We start from the raw sequence: 14,860 nt of genomic DNA on the forward strand, positions 1-14,860 counted from the left end.
CGGCCCGGCGCTGTGCGAGGCTGCACCGCATGCGCATTCTGGTGGTCGAAGACGAGGTGGACCTGGCCCGCACCCTGCACACCGGCCTGACCGCCGAGGGGTACAGCGTCGACCTCTCGCACGACGGCCGGCAGGGGCTGTGGATGGCCCGGACCGGCGAATACGCCCTGATCGTCCTGGACTTGATGCTGCCCGGGCTCAACGGCTACAAGGTCTGCGCCCAGTTGCGCCGGGAGGGGATCGCCACTCCCATCCTGATCCTCACCGCCAAGGACGGCGACTGGGACCAGGCCGAGGCCCTGGACACGGGCGCCGACGACTACCTGGTCAAACCCTTCTCCTACCTGGTGCTCGTCGCCCGGCTGCGGGCCCTGGTCCGGCGGGCCGCCGCGGTCGCCCCGCCGGTCCTCGCGGTGGGCGACCTCTCGCTGGACGTCGCCGCCCGGGTCTGCCGCCGGGCCGGCACCCGGGTGGACCTCACCCCCAGGGAGTTCGCCGTGCTGGAGCTGCTGGCCCGCCGGGCGGGCCAGGCGGTCTCCAAAGCGGACCTGCTCTACCACGCGTGGCCCGACGAGGCCGAGGACCCCAACCTGGTGGAGGCGCGCGTCAGCGCCCTGCGCAAGAAGGTGGACGCCGCGTTCCGGCGGCGGTCCCTGCAGACCGTACGGGGCATCGGCTACCGGCTGGTGGACGACCGTGAACGCGACTGAGCCGCGGCGCCGCCGGTGGCCGCGTTCGGTACGGGCCCGGGCGGCGCTGGCCGCCGCCCTCGCCACCGCCGTCGCCCTGGTCGCCGTCGGCTGGTGGATCCACCACGATGTCTCCCGCGAGGCCGCGAACATCGCCCGCAAGCAGGCCGAGACACAGCTCCGGACCCTCGTCGACCAGGTCGCCGAGGGGGTGGTCCCGGTGCGCCGCAACGCCGTGCCGTACGAGGTGGTCGCCGCCGGCCGGCGCTCCGCCGTCGCCTACGGCGGGGGCATGGAGTCCTACGACCCCGGCACCCGGCACGTGCTGCCCGCCCCGTCGGGGGCCGGGGACCCCGGGCTGACGACCACCCGGCCCCTGCGGCTGCCGGAGCGCCGCGACGAGCAACCCGGCGACCGGTTCGGCCGGGCGGGCGGCACCTACCTGGTCATGTTCACCGACCTCGGCGCCGACGACCTGACCGGCGAGGAGGCCGCCGCGCTCGGCGTCCCCGCCGGCGCCACCCTGCGCGTCTACGTGGTGGTGCTCCCGGACACGGCCGAGGCGCTCACCAGGACCATCGACCGGCTGCTGCTGCCCGCCGGGCTGGCCGGCCTCGTCCTGACCGCCGCCGTCGCCTACTTCGCCGTACGGATCGCGCTGCGGCCGGTCGAGGCCATCCGGGTCCTCACCGCCTCGGTCACCCCGAGCGACCCCCGCGAACGCGTCACCGTCCCCGCCACGGGACACGAGATCACCGCCCTGGCCACCACCATCAACACCACCCTGCACCGTCTGGAGCAGGCCGCCGCGCAGCAGCGCCGCTTCGTCGCGGACGCCGCCCACGAACTGCGCAGCCCGCTCGCCACCCTGCTGGCCAGCCTGGAGGTCGCCCTCGCCTACCCGGACCGCACCGACTGGCCCGCCACGGCCACCACCGCCGCCCGGCAGACCCGCCGCCTCCAGGCCCTCGCCGAGGACCTGCTGCTCCTCGCCCGCCTCGACACCCGCGCCCCCGGGGCGGGCGCCGCAGCCGTCGACCTCGCCGCCCTGGCCGCCCGGCTGACCGAGCAGTACCCGCCTGCCGACCGGCCGTTGACCCTCACCTGCGACGGCGCCGCCCCCGCGTACGTCCGGGGGAACCCGGACGAGCTGGAACGGCTGCTGCGCAACCTCGTCGACAACGCCGTCCGGCACGCCGCCCACCGCGTCCAGCTCACCGTCCGCGACGAGGACGACCGGACCGTCCTCACCGTGCACGACGACGGGCCGGGCGTGCCCCCCGAGGACGCCGAGCGCGTCTTCGAACGCTTCGTCCGGCTCGACGACGCCCGCTCCCGCGACCACGGCGGCACCGGCCTGGGCCTGGCCATCGCCCGCGACCTGGCCCACCGCCACGGCGGCACCCTCACCCTCACCCCCCGCACCCTGGGGGCCTGCTTCGAGCTGCGCCTTCCGCGGGCCCCCGCCCCGGACGACACCGGCGGGACGTGAAAGCCCCTTTACTCGCCGGCGCCGCGGGAGAGCAGGTGCAGGGCGCGCAGCGAGGCTTCCAGGGCGAAGCGGTGGTCGGGGTCGGCGAGGCGGTCGCCCAGCAGGGCGTCCAGGTTGCGCAGGCGGTACCGGACGGTCTGCGCGTGCACCCCCAGCAGTTCGCCGACCTGTTCCGCCGGGGCCCGCGTGGAGACGTGCACCCGCAGGGTCTCCACGAGCCGGTCGCGGCGGCTGGCCGGGAGGTCGTCGATCGGGGCCAGCTCCCCGGCCGCGATGTGCGACACCAGCGCCGGGTCCGACAGCAGCCACAGCGTCACCAGGTGGTCCGCGCAGCGCACCACGGGGGCGTCGGCCACCACTCCCTCGTCGATCAGGTTCAGCACGCGGCGCGCCCAGCGCAGGGAGTCGGCCGCCTGCGCCAGGGGCACGGTCAGCCCCAGCACGGCGTGGCAGTCGCCCAGCGCGGCGTCCAGCATGGCCAGGCGCTCCGGGGTGAGGCCGCCGGGCACCAGCAGGTGCGGCTGCGGGACGTCCAGGTCGAACAGCACGTCGTCGGCCAGCCCCGCCTCCAGGTGTTCGGGGACCGGGGAGCGCAGGGCGACCAGGGTGACCTCGGCGGGCAGGTGCCAGGCGGCGGCCTCGCAGAGCCCGGTGAGGGTCTGGGGCAGCGGGGGAGCGGCCAGGATGAGGTGGAGCAGCCGCCGGCGCCGCGCCGGCACCTCGGAGAAGGCCCGCGACTGCACTTCGACGTAGCCCTCGCGGGAGATCCGCTCCAGTTCGTCGACGTAGGCGAACAGCGCGTCGGCGAAGGCGAGGATCAGGGCGGGGGAGAGCTGGTACTGCTGGCCCAGCGCCTTCGCGCGGCGCAGGGCGATGCGGGCGCCGAGCCGGTACGCGCCCTGCAGGGTGTCCAGTTCGCGGCCCTCGTAGGCTTCCACGCGGCCGAACTTGCGCAGCAGTTCGTCGCGGAGCACCGCGTTCTTGCCGGGGTCGGCGACGCGGTCCACGAAGGCGTACAGGGCCTGCTCGACGCCCTGCCGGATGGCGGCGGCGTAGGGGCCGTTGAGCAACCGCCCGTACACCGGGTAGGCCCTGGTGACCTCGGCGCCGATCTCCTGCAGGAGCCCGGGTAACTCGGGTCTCATGAAGGCGGCGAACTCCTTGGGAAGGGGTTCGAGCGGTTCACCGACGTCCGGCGGTCGCGTGCTTGAAGCCATGAGTGCCGTCCCTTGCTCTCCGGTGCCCACGGTGCACCGGTCGTGTGTCCCGGGTCTTCACGGAAGGGACACACGACCGGACCTGAGGTACGCGTGTCTCGGCTGCTGAAGCTAAGACAACTTCGGTGCGACGTACACAGTCCGTGCACATTTCGGTGCCGGGCGGCGTGACAACGCTGCCGGGACGGCCGAGAATCGCCGTCCCCGGCCGGCTAGCCGACGGCGGAGTGCCAGTTCTGCGAGAGGCGCTTGCCGGCGTCGGGGGCGAAGGTGCCGGGGGCGGTGAGACCGGCGAGGTGGGTCCGGGTGTCGTTGAGGGTCAGGCTGTTGTTCCCGGCGGGGGAGGGCAGCCCGGTCTTGGCGTTGACCGCCGCGTCGATCAGGCCGAGCAGGCCCAGTCCGCAGCCGCTGGCGCCGGGCACGGCGAAGGTGCTGTCGTTCTGCGTGGCCCCGGTGAGGTTGATGCGGCTCATCTCGCCGTCCTCGGCGACCGTGCCGTCACCCCGGAAGAACGACATGCCGAACTCGGGGAACTGCCGGTTCTCCGGGCGCAGGACGACCGGGTTGGCCGCGGTGCCGATGTAGCACTTGCTGCCGAGGAAGGGGTTCTCCAGGTGGATGCGGACCGGTATGGCCACGATCGGCTGGTCGGTGAGGATGCCGGCGGTCTGGTCGAAGGCGTAGGGGGTGCCGACGGACTCCACCGTCGCGGTGATCTTGTTGAGGGTGCTGTTGTTGAGCTGCTCGCAGATGGCGGTGATCGCGGGCACGTTGCTCGGGCACATCAGCCCCAGCAGTCCGCCGGGGACGGTCGCGGAGTCGGCGACGAGGGCACCGCCGGAGGGGGCCACCACCGTACTGGTGCCGTCGGAGTTCTGCACGACGCCGATCTGGAGGTTGGTCCGGCCCGTGGTCACGGTGGTCTTGCCCAGTTTGATCGAGCCGCTCGGCGAGGTGGACACCACGCACTGCGGGGTGCGGGCCAGGCCGTCGGCGGCGAGCATGGCCGGGGCGTCCACGGGACAGCGGGTGAAGGGCGCCCACTCGCCGTTCGGTACGGCCGCCGCCGCGGTGGCGGTGCCCATGGCGGCGAACGCGCCCAGGGCGGTGCCGACAGCGGTGGCGGTGGTGGCGACTCTGGCGCCTAGGGGGAACCGCATCATGTGGCCTTCCGGATCGGGGGAGAGGGAGGAAGAGATCAGCGTTCGGCTACGGGGACCTTCTTGGGCTGGCCGTCCTCGGTGCATTCGTCCGGGTTGAGCACGTCGGCGGAGACGAAGCACGCCTGCCCCTGGATCATCTTGACGTAGTTGCCGGGGCCGGAGACCGAGGCGGTGAGCAGGCGGTCCAGGTTCTCGCCGTCGGCCGTGACGCAGCCGGTGAAGGCCGGGATGTCGACCTCACCGGTCAGCGGGCCGCCGGACAGCAGCAGATAGCCGGTGGCGGGCTGGCCGGTGACCTGTTCGCCCCGGCCGTGCAGGACCAGGTGGTCACCGGGGTACTTCTCCGGCTCCGGGTCCTCGGAGGCGAGGGAGGTCCTGGTCCGGCACTTGGTCCCCACGTCCAGCGGGGTGCCGTTGACCTCCAGGGCGGTCACCCGGAGCACGATCGGTGCCCGGACGTAGGTGTCCGTGCTGGTGAACGCGAAGTCGGTGGTGCCGTGCGAGTCGATGGTCATCGGGCCCGTCTGCTCCAGCACCATGGTGGCCGTCGTCGGGGTGAAGTCGAAGGCGAGGAAGGTCCCCTTGAACGGCGGTGTCTGCTTGCGCTGCTGGTACCACAGGTCGGCGGTGGAGTGCTGGGTGATGGTGGCACCGCTGAAGTCCGGGAAGAACTCGAACTGCGGCTCGCCCTGGGTGATGAGCGTGCAGAACGGCGGAATCAGGGCGGCGCCGTCCAGCTTGTTCACGTTGGAGTAGCCGGTGATGTAGGCGTCCAGCGACATCGGACCGGCCGGGTACTTCTCGTCGTACTTGCAGGTCGGCGCGGTGCGCTCGGCGGTCGCACCGCCCGGCGCGGGCTCACCGGCCTTCGGGGCGCGCTCGCCCTGCCGGTCCGCCGGGCCGTCCCCGGGGGTCTCCGGCGCGGGCTCACCCGGCGTGCCGGTGGCGGAGGGCGCCGCGGACGTCGCGTCGTCGCCCGGGGTCTGGGTGCCGCCGCCGTCCTCGCCGGTGCCGACCTGTACGCCGGCCAGCCGGCCCCCGTCCGGGGCGTCCTCGGCGAGTGCGCAGTCCACGGTCACCGAAGCGGGGTCGGTGGCGGTGCCGTCCGCGGTGGTCAGGGCCAGGTCCAGCGCGAAGCCGCCCGCGGTCAGGGTCAGTTCGCCCGAGCCCTGGCCGGTCACGGAGGGGACGTCCCCCGTCGCGGTCAGCTCCAGCGGCCCGGTCGCGGGCAGGGCAGTGGGCTCGGTGCCGCCGCGCCAGACCGCCTCGGCGGTGGCCTCGCCCTGGGTGACGCCGACCGTGAGCCGGGTCGCCGCGCGGACACCGGCCGCGCCCAGCGCCGCGAGGTCCGCCACCGCCGGCTCGGGCAGCTCGACGGTGGTGCTCACCCCGGACGGTTCGATCGGCTCACCGGCCGCCACCCGCTCCGGCAGGCCCGCCGCCACCCGGACCGTCGCCGACTGCTCCCCGGACGGGAACAGGCATACGTACGGCAGCGCGGCGTCGATCTCCTGCGTACCGGTCGCCCCGGCCGCCACCGGCACGGTGGCGGCCAGCACGACGAACGCGGCGATCACCGCGCTCCGGGCGCGGCTGCGGGCCGTCCGTCGGACGGCGCTGCGGGGGCCTGTCATCTGTCAACTCCGCTCGGATCGTGCCACGGCCGGGGGCGGGACGGCCCGCGCGCCCGGCCGGTGTCACCGGCCGGGCGGCGGCGAGCCGTGCGCCGCTTACGGGTTGGACCCGACGATCGTCGGGATGGTGCTGGTGCCCGACACCTTGACCGCGTAGTTGCCCTTGAAGGTGGGCTTGGTGGAGGTGGTGACCACGGTGCCGCAGCCCGAGGCGGAGGTGACGGTCAGATCGCCGCTCACACTGTTGACCGAGAGGATGCCGGTGGAGTTGGTGTAGGTGGCGGTGGCCTTGCCCTGCACGTTGAACACGCAGGCCCCGGCGGTCACCTTCGCCTTGACGTTGCCGACGTAGCCCTTGGTCACCCCGGTGGAGGCGGTGTAGTCCTGGGCGACGACGGTCCAGGGCGTGGTCGCCACGGTCGTGACGTTGCCCAGGACACTGGTGCACGGCGAGGTGCTGGTGCCGAAGTTGATGGCGTTGATGCTGGCCACCGTCGCGGGGTTGCCGGTCGCGCTGGACATCGTGCCCGAGGCGCTGGACGTCGTACACGTCATCGGGATGTTGGCGGTCAGCACGATGTTGCCGCTGTTGTTCGCCGTGAAGTTGGCCGGTGACGGGGTGACGGTCCAGACCGTGGAGGGGACCGCCGAGGCGGGGGCGACGGCCATGCCGAAGGCGGCGGCGCCCGCGCCCGCCACGACGGCGATTCTGGTCAGGTGTTTCTTCATGGGTGGGGACTCCCTTGTGAATTGACCGGCGGAAGGGGATCGCGCCCGTGACCGTGGGGTGGGAGAACGGGCGGTCCGCGGCCCGTGACGACTCGACCGCGAGCCATGACGTTACTTGCGGGAAACTTAGCCGAACAATGGCGCCGACCATGATTCTTTGAAGAGGTCGGAATACCTGTTCCCGAGGTGAGCAGTCCGATCTCCGGCTTAGTCACCCGGTGCTAAGGAAGGCGCCACCGCCGGGGCCGGCGCCGGGCCGGCCGGCGGCGGCCGGAGCGTGTTCCCCGGCCGGTGCGCGGGCCCGTATTGCTCACCGGATGACAAAGGGAGGAGCGCTGTTTGTCGCCGCGCTGACAAAGTCGCGGTGGCCGCGCCCAATCCTTCGGGAAACTCCGGCCCTTCTCTTGCCCCCTCAGGTTACTCGGTCGTAGCGTGCCGACTGCGGCGCTGATCTCCTGGTGGGTGCCCCCGAGCCGAGGAGGCGCGACGGACGGATTCCGGCCCTGCCCTCCTGCGGGCCGGACATCCGCCGGCGGAACCGCGCGGCTCCCCGCCTCCCGGGGAGCGGTGCGGCCCCGCCCCGCACCGCGCGGACAAAGTCCGCGACCGGAGGTGTCTGCGCGGTGACAAAGAACCGGTGAGGAACGAAGAGGGCGGCGGGGCCCGGCGCCCGTCTGTTGTCAGTGGACCGGGCACCGGCTCGACGTGCGCCGCGCGATGCGCACCGGCCTCGCTCTCTTTGGAGGTGATATGGGAATCGAAGTGGTGGTCGAGGGGCTCACCAAGTCGTTCGGCAGGCAGCAGATCTGGCGGGACGTGAGCCTTACGCTGCCGGCCGGAGAGGTCAGCGTCATGCTCGGTCCGTCCGGCACCGGAAAGACCGTGTTCCTCAAGTCGCTCATCGGACTGCTGAAGCCGGAGCACGGCCGGGTCCTCATCGACGGCGTCGACATGGTGAACAGCCCGGAGCGGGATATTTACGAGACCCGGAAAAAGTTCGGGCTCATGTTCCAGGACGGCGCCCTTTTCGGTTCCATGTCCCTCTTCGACAACATCGCCTTTCCGCTGCGCGAGCACACCCGGAAGAAGGAGTCCGAGATCCGCCGTATCGTCATGGAGCGGATCGAGGTCGTCGGGTTGCTGGGCGCCGAGGGCAAACTGCCGGGGGAGATCAGCGGCGGCATGCGCAAGCGGGCCGGACTCGCCCGCGCGCTGGTGCTCGACCCGCAGATCATCCTCTGCGACGAACCCGACTCCGGGCTCGACCCCGTCCGCACCGCCTACCTCTCCCAGTTGCTGATCGACCTGAACGCGCAGATCGACGCGACGATGCTGATCGTCACCCACAACCTCGACATCGCCGCCACCGTCCCCGACAACATGGGCATGCTCTTCCGGCGCGAACTGGTCACCTTCGGCCCGCGCGAGGTGCTGCTCACCAGCGAGGAACCGGTCGTGGCGCAGTTCCTGGCCGGCCGCCGCGAGGGCCCGATCGGGATGTCGGAGGAGAAGGACGCCGCCACGCTCGCCGCCGAGGCCGCGGCACCGGGGGGCGCGGACGCCGACCGGCCGCGGGAGATCGTCCCGCAGTTGGAGCCGTCCCCCGGGCTTCCGCCGCGCCGCGCCGTCGCCCGGCGCCGGGAGCGGGTCCTGGGCATGCTCGACCGGCTGCCCGCCGCCGCCCGCGCGGCCATCGAGCGCACGTACGCCACGTCGGGCACGCCGGGTGCGCCGAACGCCACGGGAGCTTCCGGCACTTCGGGCGCGCCCGGCACCCCCGGCACCCCCACCGACACGCTCCCCCTGCCGTCCCCCAGGGGCGGCGCATGATCACCGGTGCCCTGCGGCAGACCGGCCGGCTCTTCGCGCTCGCCGCCGAGGTGGCCCGCGCGATCTTCCGGCGCCCGTTCCAGTTCCGGGAGTTCGTCGAGCAGTTCTGGTTCATCGCCAGCGTCACCATCCTGCCCGCCGCCCTGGTCTCGATCCCGTTCGGCGCCGTGATCGCCCTCCAGGTCGGCTCGCTCACCCAGCAGCTCGGCGCCCAGTCCTTCACCGGCGGCGCCAGCGTCCTGGCCGTCGTCCAGCAGGCCAGCCCGCTCATCGTCGCCCTGCTGATCGCGGGCGCGGCCGGCTCCGCGATCTGCGCCGACCTCGGCTCGCGCACCATCCGCGAGGAACTGGACGCCATGGAGGTCATGGGCGTCTCACCCGTGCAGCGCCTGGTGGTGCCCCGGGTCCTGGCCACCATGGGCGTCGCGGTCCTCCTCAACGGCCTGATCTCGGTGGTCGGCATCCTCGGCGGCTACGCCTTCAACGTCTTCCTCCAGGACGGCACCCCCGGCGCCTACCTCTCCAGCTTCTCCGCCCTCGCCCAGCTTCCCGACCTGTACGTCAGCGAACTCAAGGCGCTGGTCTTCGGGTTCATCGCCGGTGTGGTCGCCGCCTACCGGGGCCTCAACCCGCGCGGCGGCCCCAAGGGCGTCGGCGACGCCGTCAACCAGTCCGTCGTCATCACCTTCCTCCTGCTCTTCTTCGTCAACATGGTGATGACGGGCGTCTACCTCCAGCTCGTACCCCCGAAGGGAGGCTGAGGTCCGTGGCCTCCCCGCTCGTCTGGCTCGACCGCTCCGGCGACCAGCTCCTGTTCTACGTACGCTCCCTGCTGTGGGTCCCGCGCACCCTGCACCGGTACCTCAGAGAAGTGCAGCGCCTGCTCGCCGAGGTCGCCTTCGGCACCGGCGGCCTCGGGGTGGTCGGCGGCACCATCGGCGTGATGATCGCGATGACCCTGTTCACCGGGACCGTCGTCGGACTCCAGGGGTACGCGGCGCTGGACCAGATCGGCACCGCCGCCTTCACCGGGTTCGTCTCCGCGTACTTCAACACCCGCGAGATCGCCCCGCTGGTCTCCGGGCTCGCCCTCTCCGCGACCGTCGGCGCCGGCTTCACCGCCCAGCTCGGCGCCATGCGCATCAACGAGGAGGTCGACGCCCTCGAAGGCATGGGCATCCGCTCCCTGCCCTACCTGGTCACCACCCGCATCATCGCCGGGGTCGTCGCCATCGTCCCGTTGTACGCGATCGGGCTGCTCTCCTCCTACCTGGCCTCCCGCTACGTCACGGTCCTGTTCAACGGCCAGTCCCGGGGCACCTACGACCACTACTTCAACCTGTTCCTGTCCCCGACGGACGTCCTGCTCTCCGTCCTGAAGGTGCTGATCTTCAGCGTCATGGTGATCGTCGCCCACTGCTACTACGGCTACCGCGCCTCCGGCGGCCCGGCCGGTGTCGGTGTGGCCGTCGGCCGGTCGGTGCGCAACGCGATCGTGCTGATCAGCGTCACCGACTTCTTCCTGTCGCTGGCCCTGTGGGGCGCCACCACGACCGTGAAGGTGGCGGGGTGACATGAGCGCAGCGCACCCGGCCCGCGGCGCGACCGTGCGCCGCCGGCTCGCCGGAGTGGTCTTCCTGGTGGTCCCCGCCCTGCTGGTGTGGCTGGCGGTCGCCGTCTACGACAAGCGGTTCACCGACTCCGACCCGGTGTACGTGGAGACCGGCAGCGTCGGCAACGAGATGCGGCCGGGCGCCGAGGTGAAGCTGCGCGGCGTCGTCGTCGGCGAGGTCCGCGAGATCCATCCGGCCGGCGACGGCGTCCGGCTCACCCTGGCCCTGCGGCCCGGCGCGCTGCGCGACATACCGGCCGATGTGCGCGCCCAGATGCTGCCGACCACCCTGTTAGGCGAACGCTTCGTCGCCCTCGTCCCGCCCGCCGCGCCCTCCTCGCGCCCCCTGGCCGCCGGGTCGGTCGTCCCGCAGGACCGCTCGGCCGGCGCCGTCGAACTCCAGCAGGTGCTGGACAACGTGCTGCCCATGCTCACCGCCGTGCAGCCGCAGAAGCTCGCCGCCACCCTCTCCGCCGTCTCCCGGGCCCTGGAGGGACGCGGCGACCGGCTCGGCGAGACCCTCGCCCTCCTCGACGGCCACCTGCGCGAGTTCAACCCCCACCTGCCCACCCTCAACCGCGACCTGAAACAGCTCGTGAAGGTCGGCCGGATCTACGCCGACGCCGCCCCGGACATCCTCACCGCCCTCACCGACTTCACCACCACCAGCGGCACCCTGGCCGAGCAGGAGAGCGAACTGGCCGGCACGCTCGGCGCCACCACCAGGACGGCCGAGGACCTGACCGCGTTCCTGCGGCAGAACAAGGACAACATCATCCGGCTCTCCGCCGCCTCCCGGCCCACCCTGGAACTGCTCGCCGAGTACTCCCCGGCCTTCGGCTGCACCCTGCGCACCCTCGCCGACTTCGTCCCCGCCATGGACCGGGCCCTCGGCAAGGGCACCGACCGCCCCGGCCTGCGCGTCGACGTCACCACCGTGCCCTCGCACGGCGCCTACCGCCCCGGCACCGACACCCCCTCCTACGACGCCGGCGGCGGCCCCCGCTGCTACCCCGTGCCCTACCTCGGTGTCGCCGCGCGACCGGCCGCCCAGGTGCCCGCGGCGGCCGGGCAGGACCTGGGGCCGGCCAACTCCCCGCAGGAGAACGACCTCGTCAACGAACTCCTCGCACCCGCCGCCGGAAAGTCCCCCGCCGACCTGCCCGAGTGGAGCAGCCTGCTGGCCGGACCGGCCCTGCGCGGCACGGAGGTGACCCTGCGATGACCCCCCGGTACCCCGCCGGAACCCGGCGCACGGCCCACACCCGCCGCCGGCCGCTCACCGGACCGCTGCTGAAGTCCCTCGCCTTCCTGGTGGTCACCGCGCTGGCCACCACCGTCCTCGGACTGAGCGTCTCCGGCACCGGCGTCGGCGAGGACAGCGTCACCTACAAGGCGCTGTTCACCGACGCCACCGGAGTCACCGACGGCGACAGCGTCCGCATCTCCGGCGTCGAGGTCGGCGAGGTCACCGACGTACGCGTCGTCGACCGGCGCACCGCCCAGGTCACCTTCACCGTCCGCGACGACCGCACCCTGCCCGCGTCGACCACCGCCGCCGTGAAGTACCTCAACATGGTCGGGCAGCGCTACCTCGCCCTGGACCGGGGCAGCGGCGACCTCACCGGCTCCCTCGACGCCGGCGACACCATCCCCCTGGACCGCACCGCCCCCGCGCTCGACCTCACCCTGCTCTTCAACGGCTTCAAGCCGCTCTTCGAGGGCCTCTCCCCGAAGGACGTCAACGAACTCGCCGGCTCCATCGTGCAGGTCCTCCAGGGCGAGGGCGGCACCGTCGACAGCCTCCTGCGGCACATCGGCTCGCTCAGCACCACGGTCGCCGCCAAGGACCAGGTGATCGGCGAGGTGGTCAAGAACCTCACCACGGTCCTGACCACCCTCAACGACCGCGAGGCCGACTTCGACGACCTCGTCGACACCCTGCGGAAACTCGTCACCGGCTTCAACGACGACCGCGAGCCGCTCGGCAGGGCCGTCGCCGCCATGGGCGACCTGACCACCGTCACCGCCGGCCTCCTCGAGGACGGACGCGCGCCGCTGAAGGAGGACATCCGCCAACTGGGACGGCTCTCCGGCAACCTCGCCGACGCCACCCCGGGGATCGAGGACTTCCTGGAGCGCACCCCCGCCAAACTGACCGCCCTGGGCCGCCTGTCCTCCTACGGCTCCTGGTTCAATCTCTACCTCTGCGAGGCCCGCGTGGCCGGCGTGACCACCTCCACCGGCGAGAAACCGCCCACCGGCATCGCCGTCACCGAAGCGAGGTGCGGCGCATGACCCTGCTGCAACGGCCCGCGCGCGGCGCCGCCCCGGCCCCCGCGCCCCGCCGCTCCCGCCCGCCGCGCCTGAAGCCGGTCAGGGACCGCGACCCGGTCGCCGTGGCCCTGGTCGGCCTGCTCCTGCTGGCCCTGCTGACCGTCCTCGCCTACAACGCCGACCGGTTCTCCCTCACCGGCGGCGGCACCACCTACACCGCCGACTTCACCGAGGCCGCCGGCCTCGACGAGGGCGACGAGGTGCGCGTCGCCGGCGTCAAGGTCGGCGAGGTGACCGGCGTGGCCCTGGACGGCGACCGGGTGAAGGTCACCTTCGCGGTCGAGGACGCCTGGATCGGCGACCGGACCACCGCCGCCATCGCCATCAAGACCCTGCTCGGCGACAAGTACCTGGCCCTCGACCCGCTCGGCACCGCGGCACAGGACCCCGGCCACCGCATCCCGCGGACCCGGACCACCTCGCCGTACGACGTCACCCAGGCGTTCCAGGACCTCAGCTCCACCGTCGACGCCCTCGACACCCGGCAACTGGCCAAGAGCTTCGAGACCATCTCCCGGACCTTCGAGGACTCGCCGCCGCACGTCCGCAAGGCCGTCACCGGACTCTCCGACCTCTCCCGCACCGTCTCAAAACGCGACCGCGAACTGGCCGAACTCCTCAAGAGCAGCGCCCGGTTCACCAAGACACTGGAGGACAAGAAGTCCAGCTTCGAGACCCTCATCGAGGACGCCGGGCCCCTGCTCGGCGAACTGAAGGACCGCCGCGACGCCATCACCGCCCTGCTCAAGGGCAGCCGCGACCTCAGCACCGAACTCACCGGCCTGGTGAAGGACAACGGGACACGGCTCGGCCCCACCCTGAAGGCGCTCGGCCGGGTCACCACCGTCCTGGAGCGCAACAGCACCCGGCTGGACCGGACCCTCGCCCTGGTCGGCCCCTACTACCGGCTTCTGGGCAACACCCTCGGCAACGGCCGCTGGTTCGACAGCTACCTGTGCGGAGTGGTGCCCCGCGACTACCTGCCCGCCCAGTCCCAGCCCAAGACGTCGTGCATGCCGCCCAAGCAGCCGGCCCGGGGGAGCGGTGAGTGACATGAGCAGACGCAGAAGACTCCTCGCGACCGCTGTCGCCCTCGCCGTGGTCGCCGCCGGACTCGTCACCGCCCGCGCCCTGGACCGGGCCGGCACCCGCCTCACCGCCTACTTCGACCGCGCCGTCGGCATCTACGCCGGCTCCGACCTGCGCATCCTCGGCGTCCGCGTCGGCGAGGTCGCCTCGGTCCGCCCCCAGGGCACCCGGGTACGGGTCGAGCTCGCCCTGGACGACGGCGTACGGGTACCGAAGTCGGCGCGGGCCCTGGTGGTCGCGCCGAGCATCGTCGCCGACCGCTACGTCCAGCTCACCCCGGCCTACCGCGCCGGCCCCGCCCTCGCCGACGGCGCCGTCCTGCCCGCCTCCCGCAACCGCACCCCGGTCGAGATCGACCAGCTCTACGCCTCGATCACCGAGCTGAGCAAGGCACTCGGTCCGGACGGCGCCAACTCCTCCGGCGCCCTGTCCGACCTGCTGAAGACCGGCGCCGCCAACCTCGACGGCAACGGCGAGGCGATCGGCGACAGCGTCGAGGAGTTCGGGAAGGCCGCCAAGACCCTCGACGGCTCCGGCGACGACCTGTTCGCCACCCTCCGCAGCCTGCAGACCGTCACCACGATGCTGGCCGAGAAGGACACCGATGTCCGCACCGCCCAGGAACGGCTGGACACGGTCGTCGGCTACTTCGCCGACAACAAGGACGACCTCGCCGGCGCGCTGGACGAACTCGGCACGGCACTCGGCCAGGTGAAGACCTTCATCAAGGACAACCGCGGCGAACTGAAGAAGAACGTCGAACGGCTCGTCCCGATCACCCAGACCCTGGTCCGCCAACGCGCCTCCCTGGCCGAGGCCCTGGACGTCGCCCCGCTGGCCGCCGGCAACCTCGTCGACGCCTACGACCCCGACACCGGCAGGATCGACGGCCGCGCCGACCTCAACGAGATCAGCATGGGCGGCCCGCTGCTGCCCCTGCCGGCCACCGGCGGCTCGGCGACCTCCGGCACCGGGAAGGGGCAGCGGTGAAGCGGGTCGTGGGACGCCGGGGAAGGACGTCCGAACCGGAGCACACCCCGGGCACGGACCAGGTGGAGACCGCCGAGG

General features: G+C 72.5%; 13 protein-coding genes. 9 read left to right on the forward strand and 4 right to left on the reverse strand.

Features of this window, described 5'->3' with window-relative positions:
- Positions 1–29: 29 nt before the first annotated feature.
- Entirely contained in the window at positions 30–710 is a 681-nt protein-coding gene (locus IE316_RS17705) for a response regulator transcription factor (protein ID WP_190205323.1), read from the forward strand.
- Positions 697–2,181 carry a sensor histidine kinase gene (locus IE316_RS17710; protein ID WP_190205324.1) on the forward strand — a complete coding sequence of 495 codons (1,485 nt, stop codon included), beginning with the start codon at positions 697–699 and terminating at the stop codon, positions 2,179–2,181. Before IE316_RS17705 ends, IE316_RS17710 begins: the two co-directional genes overlap by 14 nt.
- 8 nt (positions 2,182–2,189) lie before the next feature.
- On the opposite strand, the gene IE316_RS17715 is transcribed toward IE316_RS17710, so the two are convergent.
- From IE316_RS17715 to IE316_RS17730, 4 genes are all read right to left on the reverse strand, one after another.
- Positions 2,190–3,398, reverse strand: a complete 1,209-nt coding sequence (locus IE316_RS17715) for a PucR family transcriptional regulator (RefSeq protein ID WP_190205325.1) — start codon at positions 3,396–3,398, stop codon at positions 2,190–2,192.
- Positions 3,399–3,610: 212 nt separating this feature from the next.
- The gene (locus IE316_RS17720; protein WP_190205428.1) at positions 3,611–4,558 is read right to left on the reverse strand and encodes a hypothetical protein; all 948 of its coding nucleotides are present in this window, start codon (positions 4,556–4,558) and stop codon (positions 3,611–3,613) included.
- Between the two features lie 38 nt (positions 4,559–4,596).
- Positions 4,597–6,195, reverse strand: coding sequence for a DUF6801 domain-containing protein (locus tag IE316_RS17725; RefSeq protein ID WP_190205326.1), 1,599 nt, complete (start codon positions 6,193–6,195; stop codon positions 4,597–4,599).
- A gap of 96 nt (positions 6,196–6,291) precedes the next feature.
- On the reverse strand, positions 6,292–6,924 hold the full coding sequence (locus IE316_RS17730) for a hypothetical protein (RefSeq protein ID WP_190205327.1): 633 nt from the start codon (positions 6,922–6,924) through the stop codon (positions 6,292–6,294).
- A 750-nt stretch (positions 6,925–7,674) separates the two neighbouring features.
- On the opposite strand from IE316_RS17730, the gene IE316_RS17735 reads away from it, so the two are divergent.
- From IE316_RS17735 to IE316_RS17765, 7 genes are read left to right on the forward strand one after another with little or no spacing between them, the layout of a single operon-like run.
- Complete coding sequence (locus IE316_RS17735; RefSeq protein WP_229910436.1) at positions 7,675–8,754, forward strand: ABC transporter ATP-binding protein; 1,080 nt, start codon at positions 7,675–7,677, stop codon at positions 8,752–8,754.
- Positions 8,751–9,515, forward strand: coding sequence for an MlaE family ABC transporter permease (locus IE316_RS17740; protein ID WP_190205328.1), 765 nt, complete (start codon positions 8,751–8,753; stop codon positions 9,513–9,515). The genes IE316_RS17735 and IE316_RS17740 overlap by 4 nt, the downstream gene beginning before the upstream one ends.
- A gap of 5 nt (positions 9,516–9,520) precedes the next feature.
- Entirely contained in the window at positions 9,521–10,327 is an 807-nt protein-coding gene (locus tag IE316_RS17745) for an MlaE family ABC transporter permease (RefSeq protein ID WP_190205329.1), read from the forward strand.
- Between the two features lies 1 nt (position 10,328).
- Positions 10,329–11,591, forward strand: a complete 1,263-nt coding sequence (locus tag IE316_RS17750) for an MCE family protein (RefSeq protein WP_190205330.1) — start codon at positions 10,329–10,331, stop codon at positions 11,589–11,591.
- The gene (locus IE316_RS17755) at positions 11,588–12,664 is read left to right on the forward strand and encodes an MCE family protein (RefSeq protein ID WP_190205331.1); all 1,077 of its coding nucleotides are present in this window, start codon (positions 11,588–11,590) and stop codon (positions 12,662–12,664) included. Before IE316_RS17750 ends, IE316_RS17755 begins: the two co-directional genes overlap by 4 nt.
- Complete coding sequence (locus IE316_RS17760) at positions 12,661–13,755, forward strand: MCE family protein (protein WP_190205332.1); 1,095 nt, start codon at positions 12,661–12,663, stop codon at positions 13,753–13,755. Before IE316_RS17755 ends, IE316_RS17760 begins: the two co-directional genes overlap by 4 nt.
- 1 nt (position 13,756) lies before the next feature.
- Positions 13,757–14,782: an MCE family protein gene (locus IE316_RS17765; RefSeq protein WP_190205333.1), complete on the forward strand. Its 1,026-nt coding sequence runs from the start codon at positions 13,757–13,759 to the stop codon at positions 14,780–14,782.
- The last annotated feature ends 78 nt before the right edge of the window (positions 14,783–14,860 follow it).

Origin of the sequence: Streptomyces fumanus (assembly GCF_014655295.1) — a bacterium.
Lineage (GTDB): Bacteria > Actinomycetota > Actinomycetes > Streptomycetales > Streptomycetaceae > Streptomyces > Streptomyces fumanus.

Coding starts and splice junctions, on each gene's coding strand:
- IE316_RS17705 (WP_190205323.1), top strand. CDS start 30: ATGCGCATTCTGGTGGTCGAAGACGAGGTGGACCTGGCCCGCACCCTG.
- IE316_RS17715 (WP_190205325.1), bottom strand. CDS start 3,398: ATGGCTTCAAGCACGCGACCGCCGGACGTCGGTGAACCGCTCGAACCC.
- IE316_RS17720 (WP_190205428.1), bottom strand. CDS start 4,558: ATGCGGTTCCCCCTAGGCGCCAGAGTCGCCACCACCGCCACCGCTGTC.
- IE316_RS17725 (WP_190205326.1), bottom strand. CDS start 6,195: ATGACAGGCCCCCGCAGCGCCGTCCGACGGACGGCCCGCAGCCGCGCC.
- IE316_RS17730 (WP_190205327.1), bottom strand. CDS start 6,924: ATGAAGAAACACCTGACCAGAATCGCCGTCGTGGCGGGCGCGGGCGCC.
- IE316_RS17735 (WP_229910436.1), top strand. CDS start 7,675: ATGGGAATCGAAGTGGTGGTCGAGGGGCTCACCAAGTCGTTCGGCAGG.
- IE316_RS17740 (WP_190205328.1), top strand. CDS start 8,751: ATGATCACCGGTGCCCTGCGGCAGACCGGCCGGCTCTTCGCGCTCGCC.
- IE316_RS17750 (WP_190205330.1), top strand. CDS start 10,329: ATGAGCGCAGCGCACCCGGCCCGCGGCGCGACCGTGCGCCGCCGGCTC.
- IE316_RS17755 (WP_190205331.1), top strand. CDS start 11,588: ATGACCCCCCGGTACCCCGCCGGAACCCGGCGCACGGCCCACACCCGC.
- IE316_RS17760 (WP_190205332.1), top strand. CDS start 12,661: ATGACCCTGCTGCAACGGCCCGCGCGCGGCGCCGCCCCGGCCCCCGCG.
- IE316_RS17765 (WP_190205333.1), top strand. CDS start 13,757: ATGAGCAGACGCAGAAGACTCCTCGCGACCGCTGTCGCCCTCGCCGTG.